Consider the following 14,970-nt stretch of genomic DNA (forward strand, 5'->3'; position numbering starts at 1 on the left):
CCGACGCGCCGGCGCTCGGCTGCCTCGTGCCCATCGGGGCTGCGGTCGATCACCGCGACAGGTTACCGGTTGGTAGTGGCGGGCAGGGGAAACGGCTGGGAATGCGCCCGCTAGCATCAGTGGAAGCGGGACGAATGCCCGTTAACCGAAGTAGTCGCTGAGCTGGGCGAATGTGAGGGTATCGGGCGCGCACTGGCGGTGCGCCCGTGGTGAGGAAGAGGAACAGCAAGCTATGCCGATTGCTTCAGATCCCGGGACCGATCCGGTGCCCGAATACGGTGCATGGCGCAAGGGCGTTGCCGGAGTGCTGGCGAAGGCTCGCCGCGTCGAGGTCAGCGAACTTCCCGAGGAGCCCGAGCGACTGCTCGACGAGACCACCTACGACGGGCTGACCATCGCTCCGCTCTACACCCGGCGCGACGAGCTGCCGGAGCAGCCGCTGCCGGGCGCCTTTCCCTTCGTGCGCGGCCGGGACGCCACACGGGACGTGCACCGCGGCTGGTTCGTCGGCGCGCAGGTCGCCCAAGGCGACGCCGCCGCGGCCAACCGGGAGATCCTGACCGGACTGGAGAACGGGATCAGCGCGATCCGGCTCGGCGCGGGCGATCGCGGTGTGCCCGTAGCGGATCTGCCCGCCGCGCTGACCGGCCTGCTGTTCGAATTGGCCCCGCTCACCCTGGACGCGGGCGGCGATGTCGCCGAGGCGGCGGCACAGGTGTTCGCGGTGCTCGACGGTTACGCCGCGCCCGCTCGCGAGGAGATCCGGATCGCCCTCGGCGCCGCCCCCTTGACCAGTCGCTTCGCCGGTCTCGCCGATATCGGTCTCGCCGAGGCCGTCGCGCTGGCCGGACGGGCGGCGGGGCGGGCGGAAACGGTGCGCGCGATCACCGTGGACGGCACCGTCTTCCACGACGCGGGCGCGTCCGACGCTCAGGAACTGGGCGCGGCCGTCGCCGCGGGCCTGGCCTACCTCCGGTCGCTGATCGAGAGCCTGGACCTCGCCGACGCGCTGGGCCAGCTGGAGTTCCGGTTCGCGGCAACCGACGACCAGTTCGCCACCATCGCGAAGTTCCGTGCCGCCAGGCAGCTGTGGGCGCGGGTCGCCCAGGTCTGCGGCGCACCGGATCTGGGCGGCGCGCCGCAGCACGCCGTCACCTCGGCCGCCATGATGAGTCAGCGCGATCCCTGGGTGAACATGCTGCGCACCACGCTCGCCGCGTTCGGCGCCGGCATCGGCGGCGCCGACACCGTGACCGTGCTGCCGTTCGACTCCGCCCTGCCGCCCGGTGAGCTCGGCGTCTCCAAGTCGTTCGCCGACCGCATGGCCCGCAACACCCAGCTGCTGCTGCTCGAGGAATCGCATCTCGGCCATGTGCTGGACCCGGGTGCGGGCTCCTGGTACGTCGAGGACCTCACCGCCGCGCTGGCGGCGAAGGCGTGGGAGTTCCTCCAGGAGATCGAGGCGGCGGGTGGTTACCTCGCCGCGCTGGAGTCCGGTCTGCTCGCCGAGCGCGTCGCCGAGACGAAGACCGCCCGCGACGCCGATGTCGCGCACCGCAGGACCGCCGTCACCGGCGTGAACGAATTCCCGAATCTGGCCGAGCAGCCGTTGTCGGAGGCGGCGCGCCGGCCGGACCGGGTCGCCCGCTACGGCGCCGCGTTCGAGGAACTGCGCAACCGCTCCGACGCCTACCTCGCCGCCCACGGGACGCGGCCGAAAGCGCTGCTGGTGCCGCTCGGTTCGGTGGCCGAGCACAACGTGCGGGTCACCTTCATCGCGAATCTGCTGGCCTCCGGCGGCATCGAGTCGATCAATCCCGGACCGCTCGCGGTGGACGCGATCGCCGCGGCGGCCACCGAGGCCGGAGCGCCGATCGCGGTGCTGTGCGGGTCGGATACGCGTTACGGATCCGAAGCCGGTGCGGCGGTGGAGCGACTGCGGGCCGCGGGTGTGGCCACGGTGCTGCTGGCCGGCGCGGCCGAGGCCGTCGCCGATCTGGACGACGCGCAGCGCCCGGACGGATTCCTCGCCGCGCGCATCGACGCCGTCGCCGCGCTGTCCGGCCTGCTGGAGAAGGTGGGAGCCTGATGACTACTCGTGAGATCAAGCAGCTGATCGGCAGTTTCGCCGACGTGCCGCTGGCCGAGCGGCCGCCGGAGCCCGCCGCGGTCGACGCGGCGCAGGTGACGGAGTACGTCCGCGCGGCCGCGGCGGCCAACCGGTACGCCCCCGAGCAACTGGTGTGGTCGACGCCCGAGGGCATCGACGTGCCGCCGGTGTTCACCAAGGCCGACCGGGATGCGATCGCGGCCGAAGGGTATCCGCTCGACAGCGTGCCCGGCGTCGCGCCGTTCGTGCGCGGGCCGTACCCCACGATGTACGTCAACCAGCCGTGGACCATCCGCCAGTACGCGGGCTTCTCCACCGCCGCGGATTCGAACGCCTTCTACCGGCGCAATCTGCAGGCGGGGCAGAAGGGCCTCTCGGTCGCGTTCGACCTGGCGACCCACCGCGGCTACGACTCCGATCACCCGCGGGTGCAAGGTGACGTCGGCATGGCGGGCGTGGCCATCGACTCGATCCTGGACATGCGCCAGCTGTTCGATCACATCCCGCTGGACCAGGTCAGCGTCTCGATGACGATGAACGGCGCGGTGCTGCCGATCCTGGCGCTGTACGTCGTCGCCGCCGAGGAGCAGGGCGTCGCGCCCGAGCAGCTGGCCGGAACCATTCAGAACGACATTCTGAAGGAGTTCATGGTCCGCAACACCTACATCTACCCGCCGAAGCCCTCGATGCGGATCATCTCCGACATCTTCGCCTACACCAGCGCGAAGATGCCGAAGTTCAACTCGATCTCCATCTCCGGCTACCACATCCAGGAGGCCGGTGCGACCGCCGACCTGGAGCTGGCCTACACCCTCGCCGACGGCGTCGAATACATCCGCGCCGGCATCGACGCGGGCATGGAGGTCGACAAGTTCGCGCCGCGGTTGTCGTTCTTCTGGGCGATCGGCATGAATTTCTTCATGGAGGTCGCCAAGCTGCGCGCGGGCCGCCTGCTGTGGAGCGAGCTGGTCGCGAAGTTCAACCCGAAGAGCGCGAAATCGCTGTCGCTGCGGACCCATTCGCAGACCTCCGGCTGGTCGCTCACCGCGCAGGACGCCTACAACAACGTCGCGCGCACCTGCATCGAGGCGATGGCCGCCACCCAGGGCCACACCCAGTCGCTGCACACCAACGCGCTCGACGAGGCGCTGGCGCTGCCCACGGACTTCTCCGCGCGCATCGCCCGCAACACCCAGTTGCTGATCCAGCAGGAGTCCAACACCACCCGCCCGATCGACCCGTGGGGCGGCTCCTATTACGTCGAGTGGCTCACCCACCAGCTCGCCAACCGCGCCCGCGCGCACATCGCGGAGGTCGAGGCGCACGGCGGCATGGCGCAGGCCATCGGCGAGGGTATCCCGAAGCTGCGCATCGAGGAGGCCGCGGCGCGCACGCAGGCCCGCATCGACACCGGCCAGCAGCCGGTGATCGGCGTCAACAAGTATCAGGTCGAAGAGGACCAGCAGATCGAGGTCCTCAAGGTCGAGAACTCGCGCGTGCGCGCCGAGCAGATCGAGAAGCTGCAACGCCTGCGCGCCGAGCGCGACCCCGACGCGGTGCGCCGGGCGCTGGCCGAATTGACCCGCGCCGCGGCCTCTTCCGAGGGCGGCATGGCGAACAACCTGCTCGCGCTGGCCATCGACGCGGCCAGGGCCAAGGCCACCGTCGGCGAGATCTCCGACGCGCTGGAGCAGGTGTACGGCCGGCACCAGGCGGAGATCCGTACGCTCTCCGGTGTGTACCGCGACGAGGCAGGAAAGGTCACCAACATCACCAAGGCGAGCGAGCTGGTCGAGGAATTCGCCGAGGCCGAGGGCCGCAGGCCGCGCATCCTCGTCGCGAAGATGGGCCAGGACGGCCACGACCGAGGCCAGAAGGTGATCGCCACGGCCTTCGCCGACCTCGGCTTCGACGTCGACGTGGGCCCGCTGTTCCAGACCCCGGAAGAGGTGGCGCAGCAGGCGGCCGACAACGACGTGCACGTCGTCGGTGTGTCGTCGCTGGCGGCGGGCCACCTCACGCTGGTGCCCGCCCTACGGCAGGCGCTGGCCGATGTCGGCCGTCCCGACATCATGGTCATCGTCGGCGGCGTGATCCCGCCCGGTGACTTCGACGAGCTGTATCAGGCGGGCGCGGCGGCGATCTTCCCGCCCGGCACGGTGATCGCGGACGCGGCGATCGACCTGCTGAAGAAGCTCGGCGCCGAACTCGGTCACGAACTCGGCAGCGGCGCCGCGGATTCCGCCGCGACGGAATGAGCGAAGCGGGTTCCGCGGCGCGTGGCGCCCGCGCGGCCGCCGCGCGCCGGACGATCGACGTCGACGCTCTCGCCGCGGCGGTCCGCGCCAACGAGCGGGCCGCCCTGGCGCGGGCGATCACGTTGGTGGAGTCCACCAGAGCCGATCATCGAGCGCTGGCGCAGCAACTGCTGCTGAAGGTTTCGCCGGAGGCGGGCGCGGGCAGCGCGCCCTCCAACCGCGTGGGTATCACGGGCGTTCCCGGCGTCGGCAAGTCGACCTTCATCGACGCCCTCGGCATGTTCCTGATCGAGCGGGGACACCGGGTCGCGGTGCTCGCGGTGGACCCGTCCTCGACCAGGACCGGCGGCTCCATCCTCGGCGACAAGACCAGGATGGCGCGCTTGTCGGTGCAACGCGACGCCTACATCCGGCCTTCGCCCACGGCGGGCACGCTCGGCGGCGTCGCCAAGGCGACGCGCGAGACCATCGTGCTGCTGGAGGCAGCGGGCTACGACGTCATCCTCGTGGAGACCGTCGGGGTGGGGCAGTCGGAGGTCACCGTCGCGAACATGGTCGACGTGTTCTGCTTCCTGACCCTGGCCCGGACCGGTGATCAGTTGCAGGGCATCAAGAAGGGCGTGCTCGAACTCGCCGACCTGGTGGCGGTGAACAAGGCCGACGGCAAACACGAGGTCGAGGCCAGGTCCGCCGCCCGGGAGCTCGCGGGCGCGCTGCGCCTGATCCATCCGCACGACGCGCTGTGGCGGCCGCCGGTGCTGACCATGAGCGGTCTGGAAGGCGTCGGCCTGGACCGGTTCTGGGACACGGTGCTCGAACACCGCCGCGTGCTCACCGACGCAGGCGAGTTCGCCGAGAAGCGCCGTCGGCAGCAGGTCGACTGGACCTGGACCATGGTGCACGACCAGCTGCTGCGAAGGCTCGCGGACAACCCGCAGGTGAAAGACATTCGGGCGCAGGTGGAGAAGCAGGTTCGGGACGGCACCCTCACCGCGGCGCTCGCCGCGGAGGAACTGCTGCGCGCCTTCGACGGCCGCTGACGGCCGGATCGACGGCCGAGGTCACCGGCGGTTCAAACGGATCTGCGCCACCAAGGCGCGGTGGTCCGCACCCGGCAGGCCCACCGTCCGCACCGCGACCGCGCTACCACCGGCGACGAGGATGTGGTCGATACCGACGAGCGGCGGCCATCGCTTGTCGGTCGGATAGGTGACCAGATGTCCGGCGCCGGCCTGCTCGGCGGCGTCGCCGAAACGGCCGGAGAGCATCGCGCGGAACTGCCGGTGATCGTAGGTCGCGTTGAAGTCGCCGCCCGCGATCGCCGATCGATCGGCGGGCGATCGGTCGAGAATCGCACGCAGCCGGGACAATTCGTCGGCCCAGACCTGCGTGCCGTACACCGGCGGCACCGGATGGAAGGCGTAGACCGCGACCGGCCCGATACCGGGGATGTCCGCGGTCGCCGCAAGCTGGTTCAGCACATAGCCGTCGTATTCGACGGTCTCCGACAACGGGTGGCGGCTCCAGATGCCCGTCCCGGCGGCCGTCCTCCCCGGGGAGAGATACCGGTACGGCAAGACCTGGTCCAGTCCCGCCCGGCCGAGATCGTCGACTGCCGTCGGCGTGAGCTCGTTCACGGTGAGGACGGCGACCTCACGTGTGCGTACCTCATCGACCAGTGCCCGGGGATCGGCTCCATCGAACAGGAGATTGGCCTGCATCACCGTCAGGGTGTGCCCGTCCCCGTCGTGCGAGCGGCCGACGTACAGCGGCGCTTGTGTCCACGCGGCGATGGCGACGACGAGCGCGACTGCCGCACCGCTCCACTGCCGCAGGGCGACGAACGCGACCGCCCCGAGCACGGCGCAACCCATGAGATACGGGGCGCCGGACGCCGCCAAGACCAACAGCCGAGACGACAACCAGTTGAAGTGCAATGCGATCCCCACGCCCCCGGCCAGCGCGGCAAGCCAGGCCAGTGACTGGACGGCGGCCGATATCGACTTCGAAACCACGTCCGAACCCACGCCGGTCACTCGAGGCCGAACAGCGTCGCCGCGTTGTGGTAGCAGACCTGGCGCAACCAGTCGTCGCCGAGCTCGAGCCGTTCGAGCGCCTCGATCGAATGATCATAGGAATGCGGGATGTTGGGGAAGTCGCTGCCGAACAGGATGCGGTCGGCGAAGGCTCGTAATCTGCCGTGTTCGTGCGCCGGGAACGGGGCGTCGGCCTCGGAGAAATCGGTCCACACCATCGTGGTGTCCAGCCGCAGGTCCGGGTAGTTTTCGGCCAGGTCGAGGAATTCGGAGTACTCGGGCGTGCCCATGTGCGCGATGATCAGCCGCAGCCGCGGAAAGCGCCGCAGCACACCGGCGATCGGCTCCGGGCCGGTGTACTTTCCGGGCGCCGGGCCGGAACCGCAATGGATGACGATCGGAACCCGCGCGTCCTCCAGCAGGCCCCACACCGGGTCCAGCAGCGGGTCGCCCGGATGGTAGCCGCCGACCTGAACATGCGCCTTGAAGACGCGCGCGCCGCGCTCGACGGCGTCCCGGACATAGGTCGCCGCCTGCGGCTCGGGAAAGAACGTGGCGGTGTGCAGGCAGTCGGGGGTGCGGGCCGCGAAATCGGCGGTCCATTCGTTGAGCCACGCGGCCATGTCGGGTTTGTGGGGGTACACCAGCGCGGTGAACGCGCGAACGCCGAAGTCCCGCAGAGTCTTCAGCCGGACCTGCGCGTCGGCGCGGTAGGTGATCGGCCAGCTGCGGCCGAGCAGCGGTCCGGCCGTGTCGAAGTACGCCCACACCTTCCGCATCACCTGATCGGGCATGAAATGGGTGTGCACGTCGATGATGCCGGGCAGTCCGAGCCCGGCACGGAAGGCGGACAGATAGGCCGCGTCGTCGGCGCCGGTCACCGGACCTCCTGCGTCGCGGGCGGGTGCACGATTCGCGCGAAGTCGCCGACCCGGGCGATCAGCCGTTCGAAGAACAGCTCGGGGTCGGTGCCGATCACGATGTCCGCGTTCGGTTCCCGGCCCCACATGCCCGCCCAGTCGGCGACCGTGGTCGCGCGGGTGATGGTGCCGGCCAGCTCCACGTCGACCGTCGCCGGGCGAGTGCGGGCCAGCGCCGGGTCCAGCGCCACCGCGGCCGCGAAGGGGTCGTGCATGTGAGCCAGATAGCCCAGGTCGTAGCCGTGATGGAAATCGAAATAGAACCGCACGGCGTCGGTCACGTGCCGGACGATCGGATTGCTCGCGATCGAGCGGGTCCCGGGCGGATCGTCCGGCGAGAGGAGCTCCACCGGGTAGCTTTTCGCCCGTTCGGCCAGGCGGACCAGATGCCCGGGCCGCATCTCGATGGTCTCGGTGATGTCGAGCGCGCAGACGATCGGCCTGCGCTCCGCGGGCGCGGCAGCGAACGCGTCGAAGACCTCTTTGGCGGCCTCCGGGTCGACGTGCACGTTCCACTCGTTGGTCGGCGTGGTGTTGCCCGGATGATTGAACGCCCCGCCCATGACGACCAAACGGCGCAGCAGCAGTGGCAGATTCGGCTCGATCCGCAGGGCGAGAGCGAGATTGGTCAGCGGTCCGGTGCACAGCCCGACGATCTCGCCCGGATGCGCGCGCACCAGCTCGGCCCACATCTGCGCGGCCGAGCGCCGGGAGAGACGGCGCGCCGACGGGCAGAGTTCGGCGTATCCGATGCCCTGGGGTCCGTGCGTGTCCTCGGTGGTGCGCAGCGGGATGGCCAAGGGATGCGCGGCGCCGAGCGCCACTTCGATCTCCGGTGCGTGGCAGACGTCCAGCCAGGCGAGATTGTTCGCCGCCACCTGGGCTGCCGCGACGTTGCCCGCTGTGGCGGCGATGCCGGTGATCTCGGCCTCGGGCGAGCCGAGCAGATACAGCAGCGCGAGGGAGTCGTCGATGCCGGTGTCGACGTCCAGGATGATCTTCTGCCGCACGGCACGAGACTAGCGAGCCGGGATGCCGGGGCGACGGCGAGGTGTCGATTGCCCGGCGGTCGCAGCCGGTAGGACGTACGTCTAGTACATTTGTCTGAGACGTTGTAGCCTGTGGTCATGGGAAATCGCGAGGATCTACTGGCGGGAGCACGGAAAGTCATCGTCGAGCGCGGCGTCGCCAAGGCGACCGCCCGCGACATCGCCTCGGCCGCCGGGGTGAGCCTCGCGGCGATCGGGTACCACTTCGGCTCCAAGGACCAGCTGATCACCGAGGCGCTGACCGACTCCCTGGGTACCGCGATCGGTGACAGCATGGAGGCGAAGATCCGCGACGGCGGCGGCGTCGCGCCGCTGGCCGCGTTCGCCGCGATGTGGAACGGCATGCCCGCCGTGTTCACCGAGAACCGCGACAGCATGCTCGCGAGCCTGGAGAACCTGGTGCGCGTCGCGCGCTCGCCGGAGTCGCAGCGATTCTTCGCCCAGAGCCTGCCGGGCGCCTATCGGGACATGGCCGACGCGCTGCGGCAAGCGCATCCCCAGCTGACCGAAGACCAGGCCGAAGCGATCGCCGAGCTGTACTTCGTGCTCGTGCAGGGCCTCGGTGTGTTGCAGACCATCGCTCCGGAGGCGGACCTCCCGGACGGCGACCGCTTGGCGCAGGCCGTCGCGGCGCTGGCCGGCACCGAGGACTAGTTCCGATTCGACAGCTGCCCGGCCCCGGCGCGGCGATCAGTGCGTCGGCAGGGGCCAAGCCGGGCGATCGGAGCCGTAGGCGGGCGCGGGCCACGCGTAGTCGCGGTATTCCGCGAGCACGGGCGGTGCGGTGACGACCTGGCCGTGCCGGACCGTCTCCGCCGGACTCGGCGCCGCGGCCTTGGCATGTCGCGGCGTGCGGTCCGGCGCGTCGAGCAACCAGGACGCGGTGCGGGCCAGAGCCACCCGCACGTCGCGCCCGACGCCGTCGCCGCCGCGCGCGACCAAGGCATCGATCACGCCCGCGGCGAGCAGGTAACCCGACGCGTGATCCAGTGCCTGCGCGGGCAGTGCCCCCGGCACGGACGGCGCGCCCTCGATGGTCGAGATGCCGGACGCGGCCTGCACGATGCTGTCGAAGCCGCGGCGATCACCCCACGGACCGGCTTCGCCCCACGCCGAAACCCGCCCGTGGATCAGCCCGGGACGGGCGGCCGCCCGCACTCCCGCGCGTTCGAGCGCACCCGGCCGGTACCCGGTGATCAGCACGTCGGCGGCAGCGACCAAGTCGTCGATGCCGCGGGTGCGCAGGTCGACCAAGGCCGAGCGTTTGCCCTGACAGGTATCGGCGAATTGCCAGGAGATCTCGGGCAGCTGCGGCGGGTCGACGCGCAGCACCTCTGCGCCGAGCAACGCCAGCGCCCGGGTCGCGACCGGTCCCGCGATCACCCTGGTCAGATCGAGCACGCGGACTCCACGCAGCGGCTGCAGCGGCGCCGCGCCCGTGGGTAGTCCGGTCTCTCCGCGATCGCCGCGCTCGTCGATCGCGACCAATGGACCGGCCGCCGCGGCCTGTCCCTCCGGGCTTGCGGCCCATTCCTCCTCGGTGCGGACGCGGACGGCGATGGCGCCCTGCGCGGCGGCCCGCTCCTCCAGATCGGCGGCGCGCATCATGGCCATCTGGGCGACGACGAGGTCGACCGGCGCGGACTCGGGCAGGCCGAGCGTGGCGAAGAGCCGGGCCCGGTGATGCGGATAGTTCGCGTGGGTGCGAACCCACCCGTCGAACGTGGGGAAGAAGCCGGAAAGGTCGGCGAACGAGGTCGGCCCTCGGCCTTCGATACGCAACAGGCGCTCGCTGGAGAAGGCCGCGGTGATGCGGGCCGGATCGATGCGGTGCGCCACCGGGTGGATACCGCGCGCGGTCCGCATGCGATTCGCGGCGGCGGTCAAGGCCGCGACCGAACCGGCGGCCAGTGCCCAGACCGGTAATGTCGCGGCGAGATTGCTACCCGGATCGGGCGCGGGGGAGACTGGCGAGGCGGTGACACCGATACCGGCCTCGTAGTCCTGGACGAGCCGTGCGTGCGTGTTCACTCGCTTCAGCCTAGTTGCCGGCTTCGTCCGGCCGGGGGCCGTGGTGCCCGCGCCGCCGTCCATGGCCGCGGACGGTGTGGTCGTTCTCTGACCTCACCTGCGCCGATTCGATTCGAAGCTCGGCGGGGCCCGCGCGCGGGCACGCGGGGCGTCGCGCGCGGGGGCCGGAGGTCGCGCTCGTCCGGATCGCTCGGGCGCGGGCGCTCACGCGGTGCCCGCGCGGTCGCCGAGCCGTTTCGCGGAGATAGCGGATCAAGTGCTGACGCGCCCGCGCCGCCGCGACCTGTCGCGAAGGGCCCCGGGCGTCGTCCCCAGTATTCCGGAGCGCGAAAAGAGCTGCCGGAGCGAACTTCTCGCCCGTGAGGACGGTGCAGTCCAGAGGACATCGGCGTTGCCGAGTATCCGGACGAAAAGCGTTACGCCGTGGCCGGACCGGCCTGCTGTCCTCGGCGTCGCACTGAGCCGCCGCATCAGGATTCCCGGACGACCCGGCCTGGTGACCGCGGGCGGCTACCGTGGTCTGGTCCGGCCTGCGCGGCGGAACCGGTGACGGCGAAGGGAGACCGAACGTGGCGGGTGGCATCACCGACTCGGCGTGGTTGCGGACGTTGCGATCCGCGGCGGCCGTGCGGCAGAACCTGCTGTGCTTTCCGCCCGGCGGAGGATCGGCGACGGCCTACCGGGACCTCGCCCAGCGGTTCGGGGCGGGCGTCGCGGTGTTCGCGGTGCAGTACCCCGGACGGCAGGACCGATTGAGCGAGGAACCGATCACCGACCTGGTCGAACTGGCGGACCGGATCGCCCGCGAAGTGCTCGCGCAGGGCCGGATCGAGCGGCTGTCGCTGTTCGGGCACAGCATGGGCGCGACCGTGGCGTTCGAGACCGCACGCCGGCTCGAGCGTGCGGGGCAACCGGTGGCCACGCTGTTCGTCTCCGGCCGTCCCGCGCCGGAATTCGAGGAGACCCAGCGGTTGCACCTGGCCTCCGACGACGAACTCATCGACGACCTGGCGCGGCTGGCCTCGGATCCCGCTCCGCTCGAATTGCTGCGTGCCGAGCCGGGCCTCGCCGAACTCGTACTGCCCGCCGTACGTGCCGATTATCGAGCGGTCGAGACCTATCGCCACCGAGCGGAGAACCCACTGCGCGCCGACATAGCGGCGCTGGTCAGCACCGAGGACCCGACGATGCGGCCCGAGCAGGCCGACGAATGGCGCGCGCACACCAGCGGCGGATTCGAGCGGGCGACGTTCCCCGGCGGGCATTTCTACCTCGACGAGCACGGCGCGGAGGTCGCCGGTTTCCTCGCGCGCCACCTCGACGCCTGACCGATCATGGCGGGTCAGTGCGGCGCGTGCACACCGGCGGCGGGGACGTTCCGTCGGCGCGCCAGCCACGCGAGACCGATCCAGGACGACACCACCGTCGCCGCCGCCACCGCCCGCACCAACCCGAGCGCGTCCTCGGGATAGATCACGCCGGTGAGGTAGTGGTCGATGAACCCGCTCGACGGCAACCGCTGCTGCCCGGCGCGCTCGCGCGCCCAGTTCTCCAGATGTGTCAGCGGGCAGTCGAATCCGACCACGATCGTGCCGAACCCCCAGCAGACCGCGAGCAGGTGCAGCCAGATGGTGCGCGGGAACCGCCACGCGAGGAAGCCGCCGACCACCACGTAGGCCACGAAGGCGAAATGCGTCACGGCGGTGGCGTCGGCCGTCAGCCGGTAGAGCACGCTTCCAGCGTAGCCTTCGGGCGCGCGGCGGATCCGGGGTCGGCCGCTACCAGGGGGAGGGCTGATAGTCCTTGAGGAAGCAGCCGAACAAATCGGTGCCGTTCTCCCCCTGCACGATGGGGTCGTAGACCCGCGCCGCGCCGTCGACCAGGTCCAGCGGCGCGTGGAAGCCTTCCTCGGCGAGGCGGAGTTTCGTGTAGTGGGGGCGTTCGTCGGTGATCCAGCCGGTGTCGACGGCGGTCATCAGGATGCCGTCCTGCTCGAACATCTCCCGGGCGCTGGTGCGGGTCAACATGTTCAACGCCGCCTTGGCCATGTTGGTGTGCGGATGCCCGGGGCCCTTGTAGGCGCGGGAGAACTGCCCTTCCATGGCCGAGACGTTCACGACGTACTTGCGGCGCGCCGGTGCGGCCGACATCGCCGGGCGCAAGCGCGAGACCAGGATGAACGGCGCGACCGAGTTGCACAGCTGTACTTCCAGCAGTTCGGTCGGATCCACTTCCGCGACGGTCTGTACCCAGCTGTTGGTGTGCGCGAGGTCGGGCACCAGGCCGCCCGCGTCGATCGCGACCCCGCGCGCGATGCGTTCCGGAGTCGCCGATCCCGCGACCAAGGCCAGCTCCGCGACGTCGGCGGCGGTCAGCGCGGGGGTGAGCGAGGCGGTCAGCGCGGTGGGGTGCGCCTGCATGGTCTTGCCGAAACTGACCACCTCCGGCAGGGCGCCCGCGGGCAGCGGTCCGGATTCGGCCTCGACCAGGGCGCTGTACGCGCCGGGGGAGCGGCGCACCGTCTGCGCGGCGTTGTTGATCAGGATATCCAGCGGGCCCTGGGCGGCGACGTCGTCGGCCAAGGCGACGACCTGGGCGGGATCGCGCAGATCGATACCGACGATGCGCAACCGGTGCAGCCAATCGGCGCTGTCGTCCATCGCGGCGAAACGCCGGATGGCGTCGTTGGGGAAGCGGGTGGTGATGGTGGTGTGCGCGCCATCGCGCAGCAGCCGCAGCGCGATGTACATGCCGATCTTGGCGCGGCCGCCGGTGAGCAGCGCCCGCCGCCCGGTCAGGTCGGTACGGGCGTCCCGCTTGGCGTGGCTGCTGGCCGCGCAGTCCGGGCACAGCTGGTGATAGAAGGCGTCGACCTCGGTGTAGCGCTGCTTGCAGATATAGCAGGGCCGGGGGCGGATCAGTGTGCCCGCGCTGGCTCCGGTCGTGGTCGAGCTGATCGCGATGCCCGCGGTCTCGTCGTCGATCCGGTTCGGTGAGCCGGTCGCGGTGGCGGCGACCACCGCTCGGTCGGCGGCCGAGACCGCCGCGCGCGCTTCGGACCGGCGGCGCTGCTTGAGCTTCTTGAACATGTGCCCGACCGCTCGCTGCACGGCCACCGAGTCCGGATGCTCCTTGTCGAGCGCTCCGGCGTGCTCCAGGACCCGAAGACAGGTCGCGAGATCCTCGGGATCGATCATGCTTTCGGCCATCGCGGCGGGGGACATCCTTCATCGAGCTGGGCAGACGACCGGCCCATTGTCGCAAACCCCCCGCCCCGCGCCTCGGCGGGGAGGACGCGGTCAGCTGCTGCGCGGTGTGATGGCCGCGCGATCGCCGCGCAGATCGTCGACGAAGTTCGCGATCGCTTCGGCGACCAGCAGCGGCTCGGTGATCGGCAACCAGTGATTCGCCGGGACGGCGCAGCGCCACAGCTTGTCGACCCAGCGCGCCGAGGCGTCGTAGACGGCGGCCGGGACGAAGGGGTCGGTGGTGTCGACCAGCAACTGGACCGGGACGGCGGTCCGCCGCACTCGCGGTTTGCCCAGGTGGTGCAGCAGGTTGGCGTGCGCGATGCGGACTCCGGCGACCAGATCGGCACGCCAGGTGCGTGCCACGCGTGCGGGCAACGGTGTGACGCCGCCGAGCCTGCCCACGATCAACCCGCGCACCCGTGGCGGGTACAGCCTGCGGGCGATCGGACCTGGCGTCAGCGCCCAGCGCGCGCCGTGCAGCCACCAGCCCAGCTCGCGGAGTTCCCGGCCGGCACGGGGCGCGAGCGCACGCAACCACAGGCCGAGATGATCGAGGTTCGGTCCGGCGATCGCGGTGAACGAAGCGATGCGGGTGTTGGCCCGTTCGTCGCAGACCGCCTCCCACAGTTGCACCGCGCCCCAGCCGTGGCCGCACGTGTGCACCGGCTTGCCCGGGCTGGCGGCATCGATCACGGCGTAGAAGTCCTGCGCGAGCAGGCCGAGGCGGTACTCCGTCACCGCCGCGGGGGCGGCCGAACGTCCGTGGCCGCGCACGTCGTAGGTGATGACCCGGAAGCCGTCGGACAACAGAGCCGCCACCGTCGACCAGACGCGGTGCGTGTCGGTGAGCCCGTGCACCAATACCAACGGGTCGGCCGCGGCGTCACCCCATTCGTAGACGGCGAGATCGGCCCCGTCCCGGTCGACCGTCCAGGTGCGGTCCGGGCCGGGCGTTTCGGTGGTGTCGAGCAATTCGGCCATTCGCTACCTCATTCGCTGCCGCTACCGATCCATGACACGTCGCCGTCGTGCCCGATGTCAGTAATTCCGATACGGACAGTACGAAGAATTGACCCATCAAGGGAAAGGTAAAACGCCCGAATATGGCACAGGTCACCCCGGGTGTCGCGAACTCGGCGCCGGTCCTCGGTGGGTGACCGGATTCGTTCCCGTCCGAGCCTCGAAATCCGTGCGTCGGCGTCGGCGATCGGGCGCCTGGCCGGTCGGCGCGGCAGCGGCGGCGAATCTTGTTGACAACTCGCCAATAGTTCGGGAACCTGAGGCGGAACCGGCGACGGCGCCGGACCGGAGCGAG

12 protein-coding genes are annotated in these 14,970 nt (G+C 70.6%); 5 read left to right on the forward strand and 7 right to left on the reverse strand.

Annotation, left to right across the window (positions count from 1 at the left end):
• Window positions 1–232: 232 nt before the first annotated feature.
• The 3 genes from NNI01S_RS11110 to meaB are packed head-to-tail and all read left to right on the forward strand — an operon-like array spanning window position 233 to window position 5,408.
• Complete coding sequence (locus tag NNI01S_RS11110; protein WP_063019965.1) at window positions 233–2,089, forward strand: methylmalonyl-CoA mutase family protein; 1,857 nt, start codon at window positions 233–235, stop codon at window positions 2,087–2,089.
• Window positions 2,089–4,368 (forward strand): methylmalonyl-CoA mutase, encoded by a 2,280-nt coding sequence (scpA, locus tag NNI01S_RS11115; RefSeq protein ID WP_063019966.1) that lies wholly within the window; start codon window positions 2,089–2,091, stop codon window positions 4,366–4,368. The genes NNI01S_RS11110 and scpA overlap by 1 nt, the downstream gene beginning before the upstream one ends.
• Window positions 4,365–5,408: a methylmalonyl Co-A mutase-associated GTPase MeaB gene (gene meaB, locus NNI01S_RS11120; protein WP_063019967.1), complete on the forward strand. Its 1,044-nt coding sequence runs from the start codon at window positions 4,365–4,367 to the stop codon at window positions 5,406–5,408. Before scpA ends, meaB begins: the two co-directional genes overlap by 4 nt.
• 21 nt (window positions 5,409–5,429) lie before the next feature.
• On the opposite strand, the gene NNI01S_RS11125 is transcribed toward meaB, so the two are convergent.
• The 3 genes from NNI01S_RS11125 to NNI01S_RS11135 are packed head-to-tail and all read right to left on the reverse strand — an operon-like array spanning window position 5,430 to window position 8,334.
• Window positions 5,430–6,395 carry an endonuclease/exonuclease/phosphatase family protein gene (locus NNI01S_RS11125; protein ID WP_245676067.1) on the reverse strand — a complete coding sequence of 322 codons (966 nt, stop codon included), beginning with the start codon at window positions 6,393–6,395 and terminating at the stop codon, window positions 5,430–5,432.
• A 5-nt stretch (window positions 6,396–6,400) separates the two neighbouring features.
• A complete protein-coding gene (locus NNI01S_RS11130; protein ID WP_063019968.1) occupies window positions 6,401–7,285 on the reverse strand; it encodes an amidohydrolase family protein in 885 nt (294 codons plus the stop codon).
• The gene (locus tag NNI01S_RS11135) at window positions 7,282–8,334 is read right to left on the reverse strand and encodes a nucleoside hydrolase (protein ID WP_063019969.1); all 1,053 of its coding nucleotides are present in this window, start codon (window positions 8,332–8,334) and stop codon (window positions 7,282–7,284) included. The genes NNI01S_RS11130 and NNI01S_RS11135 overlap by 4 nt, the downstream gene beginning before the upstream one ends.
• A 117-nt stretch (window positions 8,335–8,451) precedes the next feature.
• Between NNI01S_RS11135 and NNI01S_RS11140 the strand changes: the two genes are divergently transcribed.
• On the forward strand, window positions 8,452–9,027 hold the full coding sequence (locus tag NNI01S_RS11140) for a TetR/AcrR family transcriptional regulator (RefSeq protein ID WP_063019970.1): 576 nt from the start codon (window positions 8,452–8,454) through the stop codon (window positions 9,025–9,027).
• A 36-nt stretch (window positions 9,028–9,063) separates the two neighbouring features.
• Here the strand turns inward: NNI01S_RS11140 and NNI01S_RS11145 are convergent, their stop codons facing one another.
• The gene (locus NNI01S_RS11145; RefSeq protein ID WP_245676068.1) at window positions 9,064–10,404 is read right to left on the reverse strand and encodes a CoA transferase; all 1,341 of its coding nucleotides are present in this window, start codon (window positions 10,402–10,404) and stop codon (window positions 9,064–9,066) included.
• Between the two features lie 569 nt (window positions 10,405–10,973).
• On the opposite strand from NNI01S_RS11145, the gene NNI01S_RS11150 reads away from it, so the two are divergent.
• Window positions 10,974–11,732, forward strand: a complete 759-nt coding sequence (locus tag NNI01S_RS11150; protein WP_063020108.1) for a thioesterase II family protein — start codon at window positions 10,974–10,976, stop codon at window positions 11,730–11,732.
• Between the two features lie 14 nt (window positions 11,733–11,746).
• On the opposite strand, the gene NNI01S_RS11155 is transcribed toward NNI01S_RS11150, so the two are convergent.
• The 3 genes from NNI01S_RS11155 to NNI01S_RS11165 all read right to left on the reverse strand — a co-directional run bounded on the left by NNI01S_RS11155 (window position 11,747) and on the right by NNI01S_RS11165 (window position 14,636).
• Window positions 11,747–12,136 carry a DUF2784 domain-containing protein gene (locus NNI01S_RS11155; protein ID WP_063019971.1) on the reverse strand — a complete coding sequence of 130 codons (390 nt, stop codon included), beginning with the start codon at window positions 12,134–12,136 and terminating at the stop codon, window positions 11,747–11,749.
• Between the two features lie 46 nt (window positions 12,137–12,182).
• Window positions 12,183–13,613 carry an SDR family NAD(P)-dependent oxidoreductase gene (locus NNI01S_RS11160; RefSeq protein WP_063019972.1) on the reverse strand — a complete coding sequence of 477 codons (1,431 nt, stop codon included), beginning with the start codon at window positions 13,611–13,613 and terminating at the stop codon, window positions 12,183–12,185.
• A gap of 90 nt (window positions 13,614–13,703) precedes the next feature.
• Window positions 13,704–14,636 carry an alpha/beta fold hydrolase gene (locus NNI01S_RS11165; protein WP_063019973.1) on the reverse strand — a complete coding sequence of 311 codons (933 nt, stop codon included), beginning with the start codon at window positions 14,634–14,636 and terminating at the stop codon, window positions 13,704–13,706.
• Between the last annotated feature and the right edge of the window lie 334 nt (window positions 14,637–14,970).

Source organism: Nocardia niwae NBRC 108934 = DSM 45340, assembly GCF_001613465.1.
Taxonomy (GTDB): Bacteria; Actinomycetota; Actinomycetes; order Mycobacteriales; family Mycobacteriaceae; genus Nocardia; species Nocardia niwae.